We start from the raw sequence: 16,396 nt of genomic DNA, 5'->3' as shown, positions 1-16,396 counted from the left end.
CCATAGAGCCAAAGGTAAGAAAACAGCGATGGATAAATTTTTTGCATTTAATTTCTGTTCTAAACAGAAGAGAGTTATGGTAGCCAGCAGTTTAGTCGGATGCTCATTCTTATTGACGGCTTGTGCTGGAACTTTAAGAATGTCATGGCCTACTTTATCACCTTTTAATTGGTTTGGTAGTTCTTTAAGCGTTTCTGAGCAGGGTATAGGAAAAATCAATAAACAGACGGATATGTCCCAATCTGCGATCGAAAAAGGATTGGCGGGAAAATATCGTCTGCGTAGTGGTATGGAGATGCAAGATGGCAAGTTAGTGAGTGTTATTCAGGGCATGGAAGAAGGTCAGGTAAAACTGGAATTTCATGGTCTGGTCAATGGTAAAGTTAATCGTATTGACGTGCTGGATGATGAGGTTAAAACAGTTTGGGGAACGAAAATAGGCACACCTTTCTCCGATCTCTATAAGCAGGCATTTGGAAAATGTCAGCGCTCCCATGATTTCACTGTGCCGCCTACAGTCATTTGCACTGCTCCACAAAGTCAGCATATCAGTTATGTTTTTACCGGAGCTTGGGAAGGCCCTGAAGGGTTAATGCCTTCTGATGATGTTTTGAAGAGCTGGAAAGTTTCGCGTATTATTTGGAAATCCTGATAAACGCCTACAACTAGCTTTATATCAAGTAAAAAATCTTTTAATCCATTTGTATGATGAGGGCAGAGTGCCAGAGTTCAAACCGTTTCAGTTACTTGAAAAGCGGCTGGCACCTGTAACCTGATATTTTCTACATCTTATCGCTTTTCATCATTTCTCATAAAAATTCGGTATATAAAACAGGAGTCAGTAAACTACCCTGTTATAAGGATTCTGGATACAGTAGAGAAAGTGTTGTCAAATGGTGTGATGAGTAAGGTGTTAGATGAAAATAGTGGCAATAAAAAATAAATTATTAAGCGGAATGACTAGCCTGTTGTTTTGTGCCTGTCTCAACGTTTATAGCTCTAACGCCTTGGCTGTTGAGTTGCTGAATAGTTCTTATGATATTGGACGAGAATTATTCTTGAGCTTGAATTCGGAATTTGAAAAACAATGGAATGAACAGAACCCGCAGGATAAACTGGCTATAAAGCAGTCCCATGCAGGTTCATCTAAACAAGCATTGGCCATTTTGCATGGATTGCGGGCAGATGTCGTCACTTATAACCAAGTCACAGATATTCAGATCTTGCACGATCGCGGCAATCTCATTCCCGCTAATTGGCAGCAGCGTTTGCCGAATAACAGTTCTCCATATTATTCCACCATGGCATTTTTGGTGCGCAAAGGTAATCCCAAGCATATCCAAACTTGGGAAGATTTAGTGCGAAATGACGTCAAGTTAATTTTTCCAAACCCAAAAACGTCAGGTAATGGACGCTATACCTATTTGGCCGCATGGGGCGCTTTTCAGCAAAAAAATCCGCATGATCCCGCTAAGGTTCGCCAACTGATGCAGCATTTTTTACAGAATGTAGCGGTGTTTGATACCGGAGGTCGTGGGGCAACAACTTCCTTTATTGAGCGGGGAATAGGGGATGTGTTGATTAGCTTCGAATCTGAGGTCAATAACATTCGTAAACAGTATGGGGAAGATAATTACCAAGTCATTGTACCTCCAGTGAATATTTTGGCTGAATTCCCTGTAACCTGGGTGGATAAGAGTCTTCAGAAAAACGGTACGGAAGCAGTTGCTAAAGCGTATTTAGATTATCTGTATAGTCCGGCAGCCCAGCAAATCATAGCCCGCTTCAATTATCGTGTAATCGATCAAAATGTTATGAAAGCACAGCACTCCCGTTTTCCTGTAACCAAACTGTTTCGCCTCGAAGAACAATTCGGTAGCTGGCCTCAAGTAATGAAAACTCACTTCAATACTGGCGGTATGCTTGATCAGTTATTGAAAGAAGGGCACAAATAATGTGGGTATTTAGCAAACGAGTCTTGCCCGGATTTGGGCTGAGTTTAGGCTGTAGCCTGTTTTATGTCTGCCTTATCCTGCTATTGCCTTTAAGTGCTCTGGTAGTACAGCTTTCCAGTATGACATGGGTGCAATATTGGCAAGTCATCATCAACCCACAGGTTGTTGCCGCTTATAAGGTGACATTGTTGGCCTCAGCGGTTGCCAGTTTGTTCAATATGTTTTTTGGCATGTTGATGGCTTGGATATTAACGCGCTATCAATTTCCTGGACGTAGTTTATTAGATGGTTTGATGGATTTGCCATTTGCTTTACCGACGGCGGTTGCTGGTTTAACGCTAGCGACACTCTTTTCTGCAACTGGGTGGTATGGGGCCTGGCTTGGTCATTTTGATATCAAAGTCGCCAATACCTGGCTGGGGATTGCGGTCGCAATGGCATTCACTAGCCTGCCGTTTGTGGTGCGCACTGTTCAGCCTGTGCTTGAAGAACTAGGCCCTGAATATGAGGAAGCGGCACAGACATTGGGAGCAAGCCGTTGGCAAACTTTTCGGCGGGTGATATTACCAGAGGTTTCACCTGCATTGATTGCCGGAACTGTGCTCTCTTTTACTCGTAGTCTGGGAGAATTTGGTGCCGTGATTTTCATTGCCGGCAATATTGCCTGGCAAACCGAAGTTGCCTCACTGATGATCTTTGTCCGCCTGCAAGAATTTGACTATCCGGCTGCTAGTGCGATCGCTTCCGTTATCCTCGCAGCGTCGTTATTACTGCTGTTTAGCGTCAATATATTGCAAAGCCGCTTTGGTAAACGGATAGGGGGACATTAATGACTGAATTTTCCACATACACAGTGGCACAACGTCCCGCTATAAATTGGGGGAAATGGTTACTGATCGGCACTGGTGTATTTTTTTCGCTTCTGTTGTTGGTCATACCGATAGCATGGATTTTCTTGACTGCCTTTTCTAAAGGAATCGACATGGTTGCCCAGAACCTTTTCGATTCCGATATGCTGCACGCTATCTGGCTAACCGTGATGATTGCGCTTATTACCGTTCCCCTTAATGTAGTTTTTGGTGTGATGACGGCATGGTTAGTGACACGTTTCCAATTCCCAGGCAGACAATTATTGCTGACATTAATTGATATTCCGTTTGCGATTTCGCCGGTTGTAGCAGGATTACTTTATCTGTTGTTTTATGGTGCGAATGGCTGGTTAGGAAGCTGGTTGGGGAGTTATGACATCCAATTGATGTTCTCATGGCCGGGTATGGTATTGGTGACAGTGTTTGTGACATGTCCGTTTGTGGTCCGTGAATTGGTGCCGGTGATGTTGAGTCAAGGTAATCAGGAAGATGAAGCCGCCCTATTATTGGGTGCCTCCGGCTGGAAGATGTTCTGGCGTGTGACATTGCCAAATATTCGTTGGGCATTGTTATATGGCGTTGTTTTGACCAATGCGCGGGCGATTGGGGAATTTGGTGCTGTGTCTGTAGTATCAGGGGCCATTCGTGGTGAAACCTATACGCTACCTTTGCAGGTTGAGCTGTTGTATCAAGATTACAACACGGTTGGCGCATTTACGGCTGCGGCCTTATTGGCGGTGATGGCGATTATTACTCTGATTGTCAAAAGTGCATTGCAATGGCGTTTAAGCCGCCAGCAAGGGTAGGTTAGGAGCGGAATATGAGTATTGAAATCAGTAAAATCAGTAAATCTTTTGGTCGATCTCAGATACTGAATGAAATTTCACTGGATATTGAATCTGGTGAGATGGTAGCCCTGCTTGGCCCATCGGGTTCTGGCAAGACGACACTGTTGCGGATCATCGCAGGGCTTGAGCAGCAGAATGCGGGCCAATTGAAATTCCACGGCCAAGATGTCAGCCGGCTACATGCAAAAGATCGGCGTGTTGGGTTTGTATTCCAGCACTATGCCTTATTTCGCCATATGACGGTATTTGATAACGTGGCTTTTGGCCTGACGGTTCTTCCTCGTCGTCAGCGTCCCCATGCTGAGGCATTGCGTAGTAAAGTTATGGCTTTGCTGGATATGGTGCAACTTACCCATTTGGCAGAACGTTATCCATCGCAGCTTTCTGGTGGGCAAAAACAGCGTGTGGCATTAGCAAGGGCATTGGCGGTTGAACCACAGATCCTCTTGTTGGATGAACCTTTTGGTGCATTAGATGCTCAGGTTCGTATGGAATTGCGTCGTTGGTTGCGGCAGTTACATGAAGAATTGAAGTTTACCAGCGTATTCGTTACCCATGATCAGGAAGAGGCAATGGAAGTGGCTGACAGGGTGGTACTTATGAATCAAGGGTGCATTGAACAGGTTGGTACTCCTCAGCAAGTATGGCATGAACCGGAAAGCCGATTTGTCCTTGAATTCATGGGGGAAATAAACAAACTGAATGGTGAAATTAAAGGTTCCCAACTCTGGATTGGCGGGAAAATTTTTCCATTGAATATCACACCGCTACATCAAGGAAATGTTGATGTATTTTTTCGGCCTTGGGATATGACGCTTAGTGCTAAGCAAACACTTGCTTGTCCTTTGCCAGTGCAGGTTGTGGAAGTGAGTCCGCGCGGTCATTTTTTCCTCCTATCTGTTCAACCGCTAGGATGGGGAGATGAATACCTGTCAGTGATTTGGCGGGATGATTCATCCATACCGGTTAGGGGAAATGACTATTTTATTGGCGGCACAGGTGCTCGCTTGTATGCCGGGGATTTGCCATTAAAAGTGTTGCGATTTGCTGAATCTGCCTGATTTAATTCATCTTTATATTGAATCCCTATTTCCCGCAATGCAAGGAAGTAGGGATTTTTTGCTTAATGTCTTGCTACAGTTTCCTTAATATGATTATTTGTTTATCCATTCTCATACGAACTAGGTAATGCTGTGGCAAGCTTGGAAGAATTTATAGGTAATACACCACTGGTAAAATTAGAACGAATTACAGAATGTGTTGACGCTGAGATTTGGGTAAAGTTGGAAGGCAATAACCCGGCGGGTTCCGTAAAAGACAGAGCAGCGCTTTCGATGATCCTGCAAGCGGAATTGCGTGGGGAAATCGCTCCGGGTGATGTTTTGATTGAAGCAACGAGTGGTAATACCGGTATTGCACTGGCGATGATCGCGGCGGTAAAAGGATATCGCCTAAAATTATTGATGCCTGAAAATATGAGCCTTGAGAGACAGGCATCAATGCGGGCTTACGGTGCTGAATTAATTTTAGTCAGTAAAGAATTGGGAATGGAAGGTGCGCGGGATTTGGCGCAAGAAATGGAGAAGAATGGGGAAGGAAAAGTTCTGGACCAATTTAATAATACGGATAATTCACTGGCTCATTTTAATACTACTGGCCCAGAAATTTGGCAGCAAACACAGGGACGGATCACGCACTTTGTTTCCAGTATGGGAACGACAGGCACAATTACGGGGGTGAGCCGCTATCTGAAATCTCAGTCAGACAGAGTGAAAGTTACCGGATTACAACCTGCGGAAGATAGTCATATTCCTGGTATTCGTCGTTGGACTCCAGCTTATATGCCCGGCATTTATCAGAAAGAGCTGGTGGATCAGATTCTGAATATCACCCAAACGGAAGCGGAAAATACCATGCGTTTGTTGGCCCAAAAGGAAGGTATTTTCTGTGGCGTAAGCTCTGGTGGCGCAGTTTCTGGCGCGTTACGCATCGCAGCCGAAAACCCTGGGGCAGTCATTGTAGCGATTATTTGTGATCGTGGTGACAGGTACTTGTCTACAGGGGTATTTAATTAACCTTTTATCATCCGTAAAAAAATCGTCCTGTTTTATCAGACACTTTACTGACTAGCCTGATAAAGCAGTGACGATTTACGAACAGTTCATCAATTAAAATGAATCGGTTAACAGAAAAAGAGGCAAATATCCTTCAATGATTCTTCTGTTACTTTTTGATTCGCATGATGACTGACTCACCTACGACTACGGAGCCATTTACTTTCGTTAACTCTTTAATTTCATCCATGTTAGAAATAACAACAGGAGTTAAGGTTGATTTAGCTCTTTCTTCCAGAAATGCCAGATCAAACTCTAAAACCAAATCACCTTTTTGTACCCGTTGACCTTCTTCGGCAATGCGTTTAAAACCCTCACCTTTCAGTTCAACGGTATCAATGCCAAAATGGACGAATAGCTCAATGCCACTATCAGATTCGATAGAAAAAGCATGATTAGTTTCGAAGATCTTGCCAATGGTGCCATCAACAGGAGCGACAATTTTGTTGCCGGTTGGTTTAATCGCGATACCATCACCAACGATTTTTTCGGCAAAAACAACATCTGGAACATCTTCGATGTTGACTATCTCACCTGACAATGGCGCGATAATTTCAATACTGCCACTATTTTTTTTATCGTCTGAAACCAGAGATTTTAATTTATCAAGCAGACCCATGAATCTTCTCCTAATTGTTTAATGGGACCGTATTCTGGCTAATTTTTAGCAGAGTGTTTTTTCTCTGGTAAAAGTGTCAACCAAATCCATCAATTCCTTTGCTGTTGGCTGAGTCAAGGCCTGCTCTGCCAGTGCTTTTGCATCATCATAATTAGTATTACGGATGATCTTTTTAATGCGTGGAATTGATATTGCACTCATGCTGAACTCATCCAACCCCATGCCCAAGAGCAACAGCGTGGCGCGCTCATCACCGGCAAGCTCTCCACACATGCCTGTCCATTTACCTTCTGCGTGTGAGGCATCAATAACCTGCTTGATTAAGCTCAACACTGCTGGTGACATTGGGTTGTAGAGATGAGAAATCAGCTCATTACCACGGTCTACCGCAAGAGTATACTGAGTTAGATCGTTTGTCCCAATACTAAAAAAGTCAACTTCTTTTGCAAGATGATGAGCAATGGTTGCAGCAGCAGGCGTTTCCACCATGATGCCAACTTCAATCGATTCATCAAATGCTTTGTTTTCATTGCGTAATTGCTCTTTGAGTAACGCAAGCTCAGCTTTCAATTCCCGAATTTCTTCAACTGAAATAATCATTGGGAACATAATGCGCAGTTTACCAAATGCAGAAGCTCTCAGGATAGCACGTAATTGAGAATGTAAGATCTCTTTACGGTCAAGGCAAATACGGATCGCGCGCCAGCCAAGGAATGGGTTCTCTTCTTTTGGCAGATTCATGTAAGGTAAGTCTTTATCGCCACCAATGTCCATCGTACGAATAATGACGGCTTGATTACCAACAGCCTCTGCAACTGCTTTATAGGCTTCAAATTGTTCGTCTTCGGTTGGCAGAGAATCACGATCCATAAACAGGAATTCAGTACGGTATAAACCAATACCTTCGGCACCATTGCGTTCAGCGCCAGCGATGTCACGTACCGTACCGATATTGGCGCAAACTTCAACTTGATGACCATCCAATGTGATGGCCGGTAAGTCTTTCAGCTTCGCCAGTTCGGTTTTTTCTGTCAGATACTCACTTTTCGCTGTTTTCAGTTTCTCGATTTCGGTATCAGATGGGTTCACATAAATGTGATTATTGACGGCATCCAGAATCAGGTAACTGCCATTTTGGATTTGTTTGGTCGCATTGGTTGTACCAACAATCGCTGGTAATTCCAGAGAGCGAGCCATAATGGAAGTGTGAGAAGTCCGGCCACCAAGATCAGTAATGAAACCTAATACCTTGTCCAGATTGAGTTGTGCGGTTTCTGATGGGGTCAGGTCATTGGCAACCAGGATGACTTCTTCTTCAATGGAACCTAAGTCGATAATTGGCATATCCAGAATATTTTTCAGTAAGCGCTTACCAATATCACGGACATCGGCGGCTCGCTCTTTCAAATATTCATCATCCAGTTCTTCCAGCGCATTGGCCTGATCTTCAATAACGGAATGAACGGCTGCATCTGCTGTTAACAGATTTTTTTTAATAAGAGTAATAATTTCCTGCTCTAGCTCTTCATCTTCCAGCAACATAATATGGCCTTCGAAGATTTCGGCCTTTTCTGCACCCAGATTTTTTTCGGCTGTTTCTCTAATAATCTCTAATTGTGCGGAAGATTTGTCACGGCCTTGCTTAAAGCGGGAAATTTCTTGTTCGACTTGTTCAGGAATAATTTTTTTATGATTGATAATGATGGGATCTTCTTTCAGTAATAACGCTTTACCGAAAGCAATTCCTGGTGATACTAAGATGCCTGAAATCATATTATATGACCTTACTGCGGGTGATTACCTTTCATTAAGACTTAGGAGATGCCCTAAATATCCCCAGATTTTATTGGCCTGGGGATAAGCTGAATGAAATAGATTGGCTTGATTGAACGGACGATTATTCCAATTCACCCATTAATTTAACTAAATGTTCAACAGCCTGTTGCTCATCTTCGCCTTCAGCAGAAATCGTTACGACTGTACCTTGAGTCAATCCCAGCGTTTGTAATTTGAACAGGCTTTTTGCGCTGGCAGACTTGCCCCCAGAAGTTAGAGTAATGTCAGAAGCAAAGCCTTTTGCTTCTTTGACAAATTGTGCCGCAGGGCGAGTGTGGAGACCGTTTGGTGCAGTAATAGTAACTTCTTGCTGGAACATAGTATTTCCTCAATAACTTAAATATTCGTTGATAAGCTAAGAGAATTCCATTGGATATAGCTGAATTCCCTGCGGCTTATACAACCGTTAAAATGATAATGAAGTAAAGCGTATTCCCTTCGCTTTTCAAGTTATTGCGTTGCTAATTTTAACTTGAAATTTAGTGGGATTATAATAATCATTATCAAAAAATTAACATACTTGATGCACTCAATTGTTGATTTGGTGTTAATACTCGCTATCCGAAGAAGGCTTTCAATTGAACACCCTTATTTGCCATCTGGTTGGTGATTAATTTCGTGCATCGAAATAATTACTGGTTAAATACTAAAGCTACTTGAATAAATCATCTAAGAAAGTTTTAAACTTTGATCTGATGCACAAAAAAGCACCCTAGAGGTGCCTTTTTGTCAATGTAGTGAAAAATTCTATAGAGTGATTTTTACTCACCGAGTAAGTCAGCAAACAGTGCTGTACTGAGATAACGTTCAGCTGACGAAGGCAAAATCACCACGATATTTTTATCCTTGTATGCATCTTCTTGCGCTATTTTGATGGCCGCCGCAACAGCAGCACCTGAAGAAATACCGGCAAGAATACCTTCTTTTTCAGTGATTTCACGTGCAATTTGCATCGCTTCTTCATTGCTGATTTTAAATACACGGTCAACTAATGTTAAATCTAAGTTATCAGGAATGAATCCAGCGCCAATTCCCTGAATTTTATGTGGGCCTGGTTTAAGTTCTTCACCCGCCAATTTTTGGCTGATAACAGGTGAACTTTCTGGTTCTACCGCAACGATGGTAACTTGTTTGCCCCGAGTATTTTTTAAGTAACGGGCAACACCCGTGATTGTGCCGCCAGTTCCTACGCCAGCAACAAAAACGTCTACATTACCGTCAGTATCTTCCCAAATTTCAGGGCCAGTAGTTTTTTGATGAATTTCCGGGTTGGCAGGATTGCTGAATTGTTGCAGGAGTATATAACGGTCGGGATTGCTGTCATGAATTTCATTAGCTTTCTCAATCGCACCTTTCATGCCTTTTGCACCTTCGGTCAGCACCAAATTTGCGCCGAGTGCTTTTAGCAACTTACGTCGTTCAAGACTCATTGTTTCAGGCATGGTCAATGTCAGCTTATAACCACGGGCAGCTGCCACATAGGCAAGTGCAATCCCTGTATTACCACTGGTTGGCTCGATAAGTTCTTTATCTTTGGTCAGAATGCCACGTTTTTCAGCATCCCAAATCATATTGGCACCAATGCGGCATTTGACACTAAAGCTGGGGTTACGGGATTCTACTTTCGCGAGAATGCGACCATTTGCGAAATTTTTTAAACGTACTAGCGGAGTGTGACCAATAGTCAACGAATTATCTTCATAAATTTTGCTCATTGTTCGTTTGCCCCTAACATACCGTAAATACTGATTAACCATACGCTAACATCCTATTTATGGAAATAAGGTTTCAGTCTATTCTTATTATATAAAAGAATAATTGATGGTCATTTTATATTCTTCTGATTATTTAAGATTGGCATGAATTTTTAAACAAAGCCCCCAGACATGCTTATGACCTGTCAGGGGGCTTGTCGTAGGCAAAAGGTAGTAAACAGAAGATTAAATTAGTTTGATAAAGTGTGATTCAGGGCATATTGAGCACGGTAGCGATCAACCCACATCGCAGTGGCTCCACAAACCGCAACGGGCATGATAAACAGATTCACAATTGGGAGCATGGTCAGAATGCTTACTGCTGCGCCGAATTGCAGGTTATCTATTTTATTTTGGCGTAATGTATTGCGCATAGTGGTAAAACTGACTTTATGAGTATCAAACGGGTAATCACAATATTGGATTGTCAGCATCCAGGCACTGAAAATAAACCAAAGGAGAGGAGCGATGGTTTGGCCTATTCCTGGAATGAAGTAAAGTAACAATAGGATAAGTGCACGCGGAATATAATAAAGAATTTTCACTACTTCGCGTTTCAGAATACGGGGCGTGTCTTTGAGTAAGTCGATAACGCCAGTATCTGGTGCCGGAATGCCTGTTAAGTCAGCTTCCAGTTTTTCTGCCAGCAAGCCATTGAATGGTGAAGCGATAAAATTAGCTAGTGTACTGAAAAAATAAGTAAAAACCAGTAAGATAGAGATAACTGCAAGTGGCCAAATTAAATAGCTTAACCATTGCATCCAGTCTGGTATTTTATCGAGAGTCCATTGTATCCAGTCACCCAGTTTATGATATAGCCACCAAAATGAACCACCTAGCAATAAGATGTTAGCCAATAAAGGTAATAGAACGAATCTCTTAATGCCAGGACGGGTTATTAGTTGCCAACCTTGGGCAATATAGTGAAATCCACTCGCATGTTTTGGCAACTTTGTCGAATTCGTCATATTTTCTTATTCTCCCTTAGATGATTGAGACGGTATGATATAGGCAGGACTTTCTACTGACCAGTCGTTTTATGAGTAAAAAACATCCAAAAAAACAGAGAAATTCTCTCATTATGGTAAGAAAAGTATGTAGAGACTTGCACTTGTCTTATTTGACAAATACTCTTATCTAAAGAATATTCCGCCGTGATGGCAATTAATTTAAACAACAGAGATAGCAATGATGCAGGATTTGCGTCTGATATTAATCGTTGTTGGTGCGATAGCCATAATAGCTTTGCTATTACATGGGTTGTGGACCAGCCGTAAAGAGCGTTCATCACTCTTTCGTGATCGCCCAGTTAAACGTCATAAACAGGGGCGTCAGGAAGAGCCAAAGGATGATGATGGCGATGAACTGTTTGATAATACGTCAAAATCGAATGTTCAGGAATCGGCGAAACCGCATACTGAACACCGCGCAGAGCCGGTTATCGAACGTCATGCGTCTGAATCGTCGGCCATAGTGCCTGATGATGGTACTGATCCTTTACTTGCAAGGCATCAATCTGATGCTTCTACAGTCAAGGTAAAAGGTGTCGATGATCAACAGGAAGAACCACAACTTGGTTTGTTCGACCCGATTGAATCCGCTGAATCGAAAGAAGCCAGGGTAGCAGAGTCAGACTCTGACATTGTGGAAGGGCAGCCAAAGGCAGCGAAAAATGAAGCACAGTCTAAATCTGAACAGACTAAAAAAGAGACAGTGTTGGTGTTGCATGTGGCCGCTCATCATGGGCAGGAACTGGATGGTGAAGTCTTGTTCCAAAGCGTTTTACAGGCAGGCTTCCGGTTTGGTGAGATGAATATTTTTCATCGCCATCTAAATCCATCGGGTAGCGGTGCTGTGTTATTCAGTTTAGCTAACATGGTAAAACCTGGCTCATTTGACCCAGACCAAATGACAGATTTCACTACTCCTGGTGTTTCCATATTTATGCTTGTGCCTTCATATGGTGATTCCAATCAGAATTTTAAACTGATGTTACAGGCAGCACAGCGCATCGCTGCCGATGTGGGAGGCGTAGTTCTGGATGGTGAGCGCAAGTTGCTGACACCACAGATGATCGAACTCTATAAGGCGCGTATCCGTGATACGCTCAATGTCAGTGAATAACCTCTCTTTTTATTAGTATCAAGCCCCCGCTAGTCGGGGGTTTTTCATCTCTGGTGAGAAGTCATGGAAAATATTATACAAAAAATCAAAGAATTAAGAGTTACATTACGTCATCACGAATATTTGTATCATGTTATGGATGCGCCAGAGATCCCTGATGCAGAATATGATCGTTTGATGCGAGAATTAAAAGCACTGGAAGAGCAGCATCCAGAACTGGTTACTGCGGATTCTCCTACCCAACGAGTGGGAGCTGCACCGTTAACGGCGTTTGAGCAGGTACGCCATGAGATCCCTATGCTATCTCTGGATAACGTATTTGATGAAGAGAGCTACCTGGCATTTGACAAACGCGTTCGTGATCGTCTGAAAGACAGCCAGGATTTGGTGTTTTGTTGTGAGTTAAAACTTGATGGTTTGGCGGTCAGTTTGCTGTATGAAAATGGGGAATTGGTGCAGGCAGCGACTCGTGGTGATGGGACAACGGGGGAGAATATTACCGCCAACGTTCGTACTATTCGTGCCATTCCCTTGCGTTTGAAAGGGGATAATATTCCCGCTCGCGTCGAAATCCGTGGTGAAGTCTTTATGAAACAAGCCGGATTTGAAAAATTCAACGAAGAAGCGCGTCGCACAGGAAATAAAGTCTTCGCTAATCCCCGCAATGCAGCGGCTGGATCATTGCGTCAACTTGACCCTCGCATTACTGCCAAGCGTCCACTTACTTTCTATTGCTATGGGGTTGGTGTGTTGGAAGGCGGAGAGTTACCAGCAAGCCACTATGAACGCCTGATGCAATTCAAGCGGTGGGGACTGCCTGTCAATGACAATGTGAAATTATGCCAGGGAACTCAACGGGTGATGGATTTTTACCATGACATTGAGCAGAAGCGGCCGACACTGGGCTTTGATATTGATGGAATTGTCGTCAAGGTCGATTCCCTCGAATTACAAGAAAGGTTGGGCTTTGTTGCCCGAGCGCCACGTTGGGCGACAGCTTTCAAGTTTCCGGCTCAAGAGCAGATAACTATCATCCGTGATGTCGAGTTTCAGGTAGGACGTACTGGCGCCATTACTCCGGTTGCTCGTCTGGAGCCTGTATTGGTGGCAGGTGTTACGGTGAGTAATGCCACGCTGCATAATGCAGATGAAATTGAACGTCTGGGGCTGCGTATTGGTGATACGGTGATTATTCGTCGTGCTGGAGATGTTATTCCGCAAGTCGTGGGCGTTGTTTATGAAAACAGGCCAGCAGAAACTCAGGAAGTGATTTTTCCCGCACATTGTCCGGTTTGTGGCTCAGATATAGAGCGTGTCGAAGGTGAAGCAGTCGCTCGTTGTACAGGAGGCTTGTTCTGTGGAGCGCAGCGGAAAGAGGCACTGAAACATTTTGTTTCCCGTCGTGCTATGGATGTTGATGGCATGGGCGAAAAAATTATTGAGCAGCTTGTGGATAAAGAGTATGTCAAAACGCCAGCTGAGCTTTTCCGACTGACAGCCGGAAAATTAACGGGTCTTGATCGTATGGGGCCTAAGTCTGCGCAAAATATCATTAATGCCTTGGAGAAAGCGAAGAAAACCACTTTTGCACGCTTTATTTACTCTTTGGGTATTCGTGAAGTTGGCGAAGCGACAGCTGCCAACCTGGTTGCACATTTTGGCACGTTAGAAAAATTACGTGCAGCGGACATTGAGGCACTGATTGCGGTGCAGGATGTGGGAAATGTTGTTGCCCGCCATGTTGTGAATTTCTTTAATGAGCCACACAATCAGGTGGTGATTGATGATCTGGTTAACAATATTGGTATTCACTGGGAATCGACTGAAAGCTTGAACTTTGATGAAGTCGACAGTCCATTGGCTGGCAAGACAATAGTATTGACGGGCTCATTGAGTCGTTTATCCCGAGACGAAGCTAAAGATAAGCTGACAGCCTTAGGTGCAAAAGTGACAGGAAGCGTGTCTAAGAAAACAGATCTGGTTATTGCAGGTGAAGCTGCGGGTTCCAAATTAGCTAAGGCTAATGAGCTGGGAATTTACGTTATTGATGAAGAGGAAATGCTCCGTTTATTGGGTGGATAATATGTCTTCTACTTAGGGAGGCGATTATTAAAGTGTGATCGAGTTAGCTAAATAGAGACATGTAACCACCTAAATAGTAAATTAGTGTGATAGTAATCAAAATTTACTATTATGTGTTACATAAAATACAGATGTAAATTTGCACAGAATCGTGTTTGGAGCTCTTCTTTATGTCTATATCTCATATTTTACATTTTTTCCTCTCATTAGTGGTCATTGGCGGCCTGGCGGTTTTGGCAAGTAATAACCGGAAGGGTATTAAGATTCGTTATATTATTCAGTTAATTATAATTGAACTCTTTCTGGCCTGGTTCTTCCTGAACTCTAACGTGGGTTTGGGGGTCGTTAAAGGATTTGACGATTTATTTGTCCATCTATTGTCTTATGCAGCGAAAGGGACCAGCTTTGTTTTCGGTGGCATGATAGAAGCAAATCTGGCCTTTTTCTTCCTAAATGTATTGTGTCCTATCATTTTTATTTCCGCCCTGATTGGTATTTTGCAACACATCAAAGTATTGCCAATTATTATTCGTGTAATAGGTACAATACTGTCTAAAATCAATGGCATGGGTAAACTGGAATCATTTAATGCGGTGAGTTCATTGATTCTGGGGCAGTCAGAGAACTTCATTGCTTATAAGAATGTGTTGGGCAACATGTCTGAACGCCGGATGTATACGATGGCGGCAACAGCAATGTCTACCGTATCTATGGCTATCGTCGGGGCTTACATGACGATGCTGGATGCAAAATATGTGGTTGCGGCACTGATCCTCAATATGTTCAGCACTTTTATCATCTTATCTCTCATCAATCCTTACTCTGTTGAGAATGAAGAAGATATCCATATGAGCAACCTCCACGAGGGGCAAAGTTTCTTTGAAATGCTGGGCGATTATATTCTGGCGGGTTTCAAAGTTGCTTTGATTGTCACTGCGATGTTGATCGGTTTTATTGCCTTGATTGCAGGAATTAACGCAATTTTCCATCTGGTATTTGGTATTACTTTCCAGGAGTGTATGGGATATGTGTTTTATCCGTTTGCATGGATCATTGGTATTCCAAGTGATGAAGCGCTGAAAGTCGGCAGTATCATGGCAACCAAGTTGGTTTCCAACGAATTTGTGGCGATGCAGAGCCTGCAAGAGATGTCTGCTCAACTAAGTGAACATTCGAAAGGTATTCTGTCCGTATTTTTGGTTTCTTTCGCTAACTTCGGTTCCATTGGGATTATTTCTGGCGCTGTTAAAGGGCTGGATGAACAACAGGGTAATGCTGTTGCGCGCTTTGGCTTGAAATTGCTGTTTGGTTCAACGCTGGTGAGTTTCCTGTCCGCAGCAATTACCGGACTGATTTTGAGCCTCTAATCTGTTTCATTAGATTTGATAGAAAACAATCGAAAGTGGCGTTCTGGCGGACGCCACTTTTTTATATTCATAGTCTTATATTCATAGTGAGATAATGAGGTTGATTATGATGAACAAAGAAAACTTGTTGGAAATAGCGAATACAGCTATGCCATTTGGTAAATATAAAGGGCGAATGTTAATTGATTTGCCGGAAGAGTATTTACTTTGGTTTGCCCGCAAAGGGGAGTTCCCACAGGGAAAACTGGGAGCATTGATGGAAATGACGCTTGCAATAAAAATTGAAGGATTGGACTCGCTGGTAAAACCGTTGAAAGGAACCTGATGGATAAAGTTTTTTTGTTCATTGCAGTTGGACCAGGTTATGTTGATACTCCGTACATGCAAACCCTGCCTACAGATGTCAGAGAATGGATGGCAAATAGTCATCCAATGAAACGTGTAAATACAATAAATGATGACAGGGACAGGCTCTTATAGCCAATTTTTTTAATAATCGACCTTAACCCTTAATGGGATTACGAATACAGCGATATAAGAAAAATCCCTGAAAACTTGCGTCTTCAGGGATTAAGAATTTTGGTGGAGCTAAGCGGGATCGAACCGCTGACCTCTTGCATGCCATGCAAGCGCTCTCCCAGCTGAGCTATAGCCCCACGAATGTGGTTCAGGTTTTGAATACCAAATACTGATTACTCTGATGAGTAAGTAAGATAAGTATTTGGTGGAGCTAAGCGGGATCGAACCGCTGACCTCTTGCATGCCATGCAAGCGCTCTCCCAGCTGAGCTATAGCCCCAAATCAAAATTCTGTAGAACGGGGCGAATC

General features: G+C 43.0%; 16 protein-coding genes and 2 tRNA genes. 11 read left to right on the top strand and 7 right to left on the bottom strand.

Annotation, left to right across the window (positions count from 1 at the left end; genetic code table 11):
* The first annotated feature begins 76 nt into the window (after positions 1-76).
* The 6 genes from Xets_RS04830 to cysM all read left to right on the top strand — a co-directional run bounded on the left by Xets_RS04830 (position 77) and on the right by cysM (position 5,747).
* Positions 77-652 carry an RpoE-regulated lipoprotein gene (locus Xets_RS04830; RefSeq protein ID WP_244589804.1) on the top strand — a complete coding sequence of 192 codons (576 nt, stop codon included), beginning with the start codon at positions 77-79 and terminating at the stop codon, positions 650-652.
* Positions 653-956: 304 nt separating this feature from the next.
* Positions 957-1,955: a sulfate ABC transporter substrate-binding protein gene (locus tag Xets_RS04825; protein WP_255430567.1), complete on the top strand. Its 999-nt coding sequence runs from the start codon at positions 957-959 to the stop codon at positions 1,953-1,955.
* Positions 1,955-2,785, top strand: a complete 831-nt coding sequence (gene cysT, locus Xets_RS04820; protein ID WP_222941514.1) for a sulfate/thiosulfate ABC transporter permease CysT — start codon at positions 1,955-1,957, stop codon at positions 2,783-2,785. The genes Xets_RS04825 and cysT overlap by 1 nt, the downstream gene beginning before the upstream one ends.
* A complete protein-coding gene (gene cysW / locus Xets_RS04815; RefSeq protein ID WP_187651236.1) occupies positions 2,785-3,630 on the top strand; it encodes a sulfate/thiosulfate ABC transporter permease CysW in 846 nt (281 codons plus the stop codon). The genes cysT and cysW overlap by 1 nt, the downstream gene beginning before the upstream one ends.
* 14 nt (positions 3,631-3,644) lie before the next feature.
* On the top strand, positions 3,645-4,733 hold the full coding sequence (gene cysA, locus Xets_RS04810; RefSeq protein ID WP_187651235.1) for a sulfate/thiosulfate ABC transporter ATP-binding protein CysA: 1,089 nt from the start codon (positions 3,645-3,647) through the stop codon (positions 4,731-4,733).
* A 132-nt stretch (positions 4,734-4,865) separates the two neighbouring features.
* Positions 4,866-5,747, top strand: coding sequence for a cysteine synthase CysM (gene cysM / locus Xets_RS04805; RefSeq protein ID WP_099132072.1), 882 nt, complete (start codon positions 4,866-4,868; stop codon positions 5,745-5,747).
* A gap of 148 nt (positions 5,748-5,895) precedes the next feature.
* On the opposite strand, the gene crr is transcribed toward cysM, so the two are convergent.
* The 5 genes from crr to cysZ all read right to left on the bottom strand — a co-directional run bounded on the left by crr (position 5,896) and on the right by cysZ (position 10,963).
* Entirely contained in the window at positions 5,896-6,405 is a 510-nt protein-coding gene (crr, locus tag Xets_RS04800; RefSeq protein ID WP_047767273.1) for a PTS glucose transporter subunit IIA, read from the bottom strand.
* A gap of 45 nt (positions 6,406-6,450) precedes the next feature.
* Positions 6,451-8,178 (bottom strand): phosphoenolpyruvate-protein phosphotransferase PtsI, encoded by a 1,728-nt coding sequence (ptsI, locus tag Xets_RS04795; protein WP_099132071.1) that lies wholly within the window; start codon positions 8,176-8,178, stop codon positions 6,451-6,453.
* Positions 8,179-8,302: 124 nt separating this feature from the next.
* A complete protein-coding gene (ptsH, locus tag Xets_RS04790) occupies positions 8,303-8,560 on the bottom strand; it encodes a phosphocarrier protein Hpr (protein ID WP_047767271.1) in 258 nt (85 codons plus the stop codon).
* Between the two features lie 442 nt (positions 8,561-9,002).
* Positions 9,003-9,956: a cysteine synthase A gene (gene cysK, locus Xets_RS04785; RefSeq protein ID WP_099132070.1), complete on the bottom strand. Its 954-nt coding sequence runs from the start codon at positions 9,954-9,956 to the stop codon at positions 9,003-9,005.
* A gap of 230 nt (positions 9,957-10,186) precedes the next feature.
* Positions 10,187-10,963 carry a sulfate transporter CysZ gene (cysZ, locus tag Xets_RS04780; protein ID WP_099132069.1) on the bottom strand — a complete coding sequence of 259 codons (777 nt, stop codon included), beginning with the start codon at positions 10,961-10,963 and terminating at the stop codon, positions 10,187-10,189.
* Positions 10,964-11,183: 220 nt separating this feature from the next.
* Between cysZ and zipA the strand changes: the two genes are divergently transcribed.
* From zipA to Xets_RS04755, 5 genes are all read left to right on the top strand, one after another.
* Positions 11,184-12,119, top strand: coding sequence for a cell division protein ZipA (gene zipA / locus Xets_RS04775; protein ID WP_187651234.1), 936 nt, complete (start codon positions 11,184-11,186; stop codon positions 12,117-12,119).
* A 63-nt stretch (positions 12,120-12,182) separates the two neighbouring features.
* The gene (gene ligA / locus Xets_RS04770) at positions 12,183-14,201 is read left to right on the top strand and encodes an NAD-dependent DNA ligase LigA (protein WP_099132067.1); all 2,019 of its coding nucleotides are present in this window, start codon (positions 12,183-12,185) and stop codon (positions 14,199-14,201) included.
* Between the two features lie 176 nt (positions 14,202-14,377).
* Positions 14,378-15,568, top strand: a complete 1,191-nt coding sequence (locus tag Xets_RS04765; protein ID WP_099132151.1) for a NupC/NupG family nucleoside CNT transporter — start codon at positions 14,378-14,380, stop codon at positions 15,566-15,568.
* A 109-nt stretch (positions 15,569-15,677) separates the two neighbouring features.
* The gene (locus Xets_RS04760) at positions 15,678-15,893 is read left to right on the top strand and encodes a DUF3820 family protein (protein WP_187651277.1); all 216 of its coding nucleotides are present in this window, start codon (positions 15,678-15,680) and stop codon (positions 15,891-15,893) included.
* The gene (locus Xets_RS04755) at positions 15,893-16,048 is read left to right on the top strand and encodes a hypothetical protein (protein WP_244589803.1); all 156 of its coding nucleotides are present in this window, start codon (positions 15,893-15,895) and stop codon (positions 16,046-16,048) included. Before Xets_RS04760 ends, Xets_RS04755 begins: the two co-directional genes overlap by 1 nt.
* 100 nt (positions 16,049-16,148) lie before the next feature.
* Here the strand turns inward: Xets_RS04755 and Xets_RS04750 are convergent.
* Together Xets_RS04750 and Xets_RS04745 are read right to left on the bottom strand one after the other, a co-directional pair.
* Positions 16,149-16,224 (bottom strand) — tRNA-Ala (locus Xets_RS04750).
* 66 nt (positions 16,225-16,290) lie between these two features.
* A tRNA-Ala gene (locus tag Xets_RS04745) sits at positions 16,291-16,366 on the bottom strand.
* Between the last annotated feature and the right edge of the window lie 30 nt (positions 16,367-16,396).

It is taken from the genome of Xenorhabdus sp. TS4, assembly GCF_014467265.1.
Taxonomy (GTDB): domain Bacteria; phylum Pseudomonadota; class Gammaproteobacteria; order Enterobacterales; family Enterobacteriaceae; genus Xenorhabdus; species Xenorhabdus ehlersii.
Note: the sequence above shows the minus strand (reverse complement) of the source record. Positions and strands in the feature narration are given on the sequence as shown.

Coding starts and splice junctions, on each gene's coding strand:
- Xets_RS04830 (WP_244589804.1), top strand. CDS start 77: ATGGTAGCCAGCAGTTTAGTCGGATGCTCATTCTTATTGACGGCTTGT.
- Xets_RS04825 (WP_255430567.1), top strand. CDS start 957: ATGACTAGCCTGTTGTTTTGTGCCTGTCTCAACGTTTATAGCTCTAAC.
- cysT (WP_222941514.1), top strand. CDS start 1,955: ATGTGGGTATTTAGCAAACGAGTCTTGCCCGGATTTGGGCTGAGTTTA.
- cysW (WP_187651236.1), top strand. CDS start 2,785: ATGACTGAATTTTCCACATACACAGTGGCACAACGTCCCGCTATAAAT.
- cysA (WP_187651235.1), top strand. CDS start 3,645: ATGAGTATTGAAATCAGTAAAATCAGTAAATCTTTTGGTCGATCTCAG.
- crr (WP_047767273.1), bottom strand. CDS start 6,405: ATGGGTCTGCTTGATAAATTAAAATCTCTGGTTTCAGACGATAAAAAA.
- ptsI (WP_099132071.1), bottom strand. CDS start 8,178: ATGATTTCAGGCATCTTAGTATCACCAGGAATTGCTTTCGGTAAAGCG.
- ptsH (WP_047767271.1), bottom strand. CDS start 8,560: ATGTTCCAGCAAGAAGTTACTATTACTGCACCAAACGGTCTCCACACT.
- cysK (WP_099132070.1), bottom strand. CDS start 9,956: ATGAGCAAAATTTATGAAGATAATTCGTTGACTATTGGTCACACTCCG.
- cysZ (WP_099132069.1), bottom strand. CDS start 10,963: ATGACGAATTCGACAAAGTTGCCAAAACATGCGAGTGGATTTCACTAT.
- zipA (WP_187651234.1), top strand. CDS start 11,184: ATGATGCAGGATTTGCGTCTGATATTAATCGTTGTTGGTGCGATAGCC.
- ligA (WP_099132067.1), top strand. CDS start 12,183: ATGGAAAATATTATACAAAAAATCAAAGAATTAAGAGTTACATTACGT.
- Xets_RS04760 (WP_187651277.1), top strand. CDS start 15,678: ATGAACAAAGAAAACTTGTTGGAAATAGCGAATACAGCTATGCCATTT.
- Xets_RS04755 (WP_244589803.1), top strand. CDS start 15,893: ATGGATAAAGTTTTTTTGTTCATTGCAGTTGGACCAGGTTATGTTGAT.